Raw genomic sequence first — 2,940 nt, forward strand, 5'->3', positions numbered from 1 at the left:
GTGTGCAGCTCGTCAAAGACGACACCGGAGATGTTGAACCCGTGCTTGGAGTACGCCTCAGCCGAGAGCACCTGGTAGAAGCTGTTGGTCGGCTTGTAGATGATCCGCTTCTGACTGCTGAGGATTTTCACCCGCTTCGATAGGGCTGGTGATTGGCGGATCATGTCGGCGGCGACCTCGAAGACGATGCTGGCTTGCTGCCGGTCGGCCGCGCACCCGTAGACCTCGGCGGCTTGCTCCCCGTCCCCGCAGGTCAGCAGCAGCGCGATCGCGGCGGCCAGCTCGGACTTGCCCTGCTTCTTGGGGATTTCCACATAGGCGGTGGTGAACTGGCGGTAGCCGTCGGGCTTGATGGTGCCGAACAGGTCGCGCACGATCTGTTCTTGCCAACCCAGCAGTGTGAAGGGTTTTCCTGCCCAGCGGCCTTTGGTGTGGCGCAGCGCCTGAATGAACGCCACGGCGAAGTCGGCTTTGCGTTGGTTGTAGGTGGAGCCGTCTGCCATGAACCGGGTTGGTTGATACGTGCTCGTCATCGTGGCGGCAGCTCCTTCCTCGGGGCATAAGAAAAGCCCCAACCGTGTGGGGCGAAACAGTTCGTGCAGGGCCCGGCCCGTCTGCGTGGTCAGGGCGGCGCGAGGGGTTAGCAGTAGGTGGCGCGGAAGTCGGCGACCACCTGGTCGGTGTCGAAGCCGCCGTATCGCCAATCGGACAGGCCGCGCTGCCCGGCCAGGGCGATGATCTGGTCGGCTTTGGTGTAGTGCCAGCCGATGCGGCTGAGCGTGTGGACCGGGATCTTCTCGGCCCCGACCTCCTCGGCGAGCTCGTCGAGGACGCTGAAGGGGATCTCGGCGGCGGCCTGGATCTCACCGTGCGGGGCGGCGTCGGCGGGGATCTCCAGGTGGTTGGTGACCAGCTCTCTGGTGGCGTCCATCGGGTGTCCTCCTTGGCCTTGGTGGGGTGTGGGTTAGATCTGGGTCAGGGCCCAGGCGATGGCGTGCCCGGCGTCTGCGAAAAGGTGGTCGGCCTCGGCGATGAGCTCCAGGGCGCATTCGCTGCGGCCGCGTGCGTTCGGGCCGAAGCCGTCGATCGGAGCTTCGGTGAGGCGGTAGACCTGGGCGCTGTTGCCGTAGCCGTCTTTCTTGGTCCAGGTCGCGAAGGTGGCCAGCGTGTAGTCGCCGTGTGCGAGGATCGCCCCGTAGGAGTCGACGCGCATCTGCAGGGCTTCGGTGGTGAGCTTCTCGGTGGTGTTCATGGCTGTTGTCCTTTCCTGAGGGGCTGTTCTTTTGTCATGTACATACAGCCATAGGTGCGGGCGCTTATCCAGTCGTATTTGCCCAGATCAGGCACTATTTTTTGGGATCTACAGCACTTAAGAAAACCGTGGAGAAACAAGGCTTGTGACGAGAGGAAACCCCGCTCGTGGCAGGGTTTGCGGGTGCCAAAAGGTCAGGCGTTGCGGGTGATGCTGTAGTTCACCAGGTCGCGGGCGTTCAGGGGTGCCAGTTCGCTGACCATGGCAATGGCGCGTCGGTAGCCGTCGGTGACCTTCTCGATCTCTTCCGGGTCGAGGGAGCCGTATGAGGTGGTTTGGATCGTCCACTGGCCGGTCTGCCAATCCCGGTACAAGGGCGGGGTGTACGGCAGGCGGGCTGCGGGGCGGATCTCGATCGCGAGGTCGTCTGTGGTGTCGATGGTGACGATGGTGTAGCCGAGCCGGTTCGCGTCCTCGACCAGGTGCTGGGTGGTGTCCTCTTCGATGCTCATCTGTGGCTGGGGGTTCATGGCTGTGTCCTTCCCTGAGGTGGTGTGCTTTCGGTATGTACATACAGCCATACGTTGTGCCGCATATCCAGTCACTATTTGCCCTGATGAGCCGCTATTTTTCGGGCTTTTCAGTGGGTAGGGTTTCCCAGGAGTCCTCGCCCGGGATGAGCCCCAGGTTCGATCCGGTGTCCCAGTCGACGTGGACGGTGCCGAGGTCGTCGACGAACGCCACGGTGCCAAGCACACCGGGGCGCAGCGTCGTGTACGGGTCGCTGGTGGCGATCAGGCGCACCCGCTGGCCAGGAGTCATGGTCAATCCTCCTTCCTGCTCGTCGGGGTGCGCCAGGCGGCGTCCCCTTCCAGGCCTGCCAGCAGGATGCGGCGTGCCTGCTTGTATTCGGGGCCGATGAAGCCCAGGGAAAGCAGGAAGCAGCGCATCGTGTACTTGTCATTGCCCGGTGCTGGCGGCGTGGAGCGGATCCGGGTTGCCTCCTGGGCGCGCTGGCAGAGCCTGGCCACAAGCGGGATCACCGCCTCGCGTGCCGTCTCCGGCGTAATCGACTCACACCACGGGAACGAGACGGTCTCGTCATCGTTGAACTCGATGGGTGTGGCCGGGATGCCCAGGGCCTTGGCGATCAGTGGCCCTTTGGCTGCCAGGAGCGCTTCGAGGTTGGCGCGAGTGCGCTCACTCCACCCGGTGGTGGGCATCGTGACCGTCAACGCCACCTCGCCCGGGTCGGCGGTTTCAAAGCCCGCCTTGTGGGCGGCCTCGAGCACGGCCTGCGCCTCGATGCCATCTGGCAGGTAGAGGGTCCAGTCCCGATCCAGCGTGGCGTCTGCGATCTGGTAGGCAAACGAGGGCGTGCCCAGATAGGTGGCCTCGGTGCCAAGGTGATCGGCGAGAAGCTGGGCGAGCTTTTTCCTGCCCGTTTTGTGCGGGGTGAAGGCGAGGATGCTCATGCCACGACCTCCTGCTCGAACCAGGCGGCCACCATGGTGAGGAAACGCTTCGGGTCGTGCTCGATCACGCGCACCACCAGCTGGTAGCCGCGTGCTGTGGCAACCCGCAGGGTTTCCTCGGGGTCGTAGACGTTGACTCCGGCTGCGATGAGCTCGCTGATTTCGATGTGTAATTCACTCATGACCAGTCCTTTTCGCTCGGTTCCCCCAGGT

At 63.8% G+C, this 2,940-nt stretch carries 7 protein-coding genes; all 7 read right to left on the reverse strand.

What is annotated here, in order from left to right; all coding sequences use genetic code 11:
• Nucleotides 1-533, reverse strand: a 533-nt coding sequence (locus Q0X61_RS13165; RefSeq protein ID WP_297743338.1) for a terminase large subunit domain-containing protein, incomplete at its 3' end; no start/stop codon positions are given.
• Nucleotides 534-640: 107 nt separating this feature from the next.
• Entirely contained in the window at nucleotides 641-931 is a 291-nt protein-coding gene (locus Q0X61_RS13170; protein ID WP_201806609.1) for a pseudouridine synthase, read from the reverse strand.
• Between the two features lie 33 nt (nucleotides 932-964).
• On the reverse strand, nucleotides 965-1,252 hold the full coding sequence (locus tag Q0X61_RS13175) for a hypothetical protein (protein WP_014320308.1): 288 nt from the start codon (nucleotides 1,250-1,252) through the stop codon (nucleotides 965-967).
• Between the two features lie 194 nt (nucleotides 1,253-1,446).
• Complete coding sequence (locus tag Q0X61_RS13180) at nucleotides 1,447-1,782, reverse strand: hypothetical protein (RefSeq protein WP_297743344.1); 336 nt, start codon at nucleotides 1,780-1,782, stop codon at nucleotides 1,447-1,449.
• Nucleotides 1,783-1,876: 94 nt separating this feature from the next.
• Nucleotides 1,877-2,074: a DUF4314 domain-containing protein gene (locus tag Q0X61_RS13185; protein WP_005295562.1), complete on the reverse strand. Its 198-nt coding sequence runs from the start codon at nucleotides 2,072-2,074 to the stop codon at nucleotides 1,877-1,879.
• 2 nt (nucleotides 2,075-2,076) lie between these two features.
• A complete protein-coding gene (locus tag Q0X61_RS13190; RefSeq protein ID WP_005295561.1) occupies nucleotides 2,077-2,727 on the reverse strand; it encodes a hypothetical protein in 651 nt (216 codons plus the stop codon).
• Nucleotides 2,724-2,909, reverse strand: coding sequence for a hypothetical protein (locus Q0X61_RS13195; RefSeq protein ID WP_005295559.1), 186 nt, complete (start codon nucleotides 2,907-2,909; stop codon nucleotides 2,724-2,726). The genes Q0X61_RS13190 and Q0X61_RS13195 overlap by 4 nt, the downstream gene beginning before the upstream one ends.
• Between the last annotated feature and the right edge of the window lie 31 nt (nucleotides 2,910-2,940).

Origin of the sequence: uncultured Tessaracoccus sp. (assembly GCF_947255005.1) — a bacterium.
Taxonomy (GTDB): domain Bacteria; phylum Actinomycetota; class Actinomycetes; order Propionibacteriales; family Propionibacteriaceae; genus Arachnia.

Excerpts from the sequence above, each read along its gene's own strand:
- Q0X61_RS13185 (WP_005295562.1), bottom strand. The coding sequence starts at position 2,074 with ATGACTCCTGGCCAGCGGGTGCGCCTGATCGCCACCAGCGACCCGTAC.
- Q0X61_RS13190 (WP_005295561.1), bottom strand. The coding sequence starts at position 2,727 with ATGAGCATCCTCGCCTTCACCCCGCACAAAACGGGCAGGAAAAAGCTC.
- Q0X61_RS13195 (WP_005295559.1), bottom strand. The coding sequence starts at position 2,909 with ATGAGTGAATTACACATCGAAATCAGCGAGCTCATCGCAGCCGGAGTC.
- Q0X61_RS13170 (WP_201806609.1), bottom strand. The coding sequence starts at position 931 with ATGGACGCCACCAGAGAGCTGGTCACCAACCACCTGGAGATCCCCGCC.
- Q0X61_RS13175 (WP_014320308.1), bottom strand. The coding sequence starts at position 1,252 with ATGAACACCACCGAGAAGCTCACCACCGAAGCCCTGCAGATGCGCGTC.
- Q0X61_RS13180 (WP_297743344.1), bottom strand. The coding sequence starts at position 1,782 with ATGAACCCCCAGCCACAGATGAGCATCGAAGAGGACACCACCCAGCAC.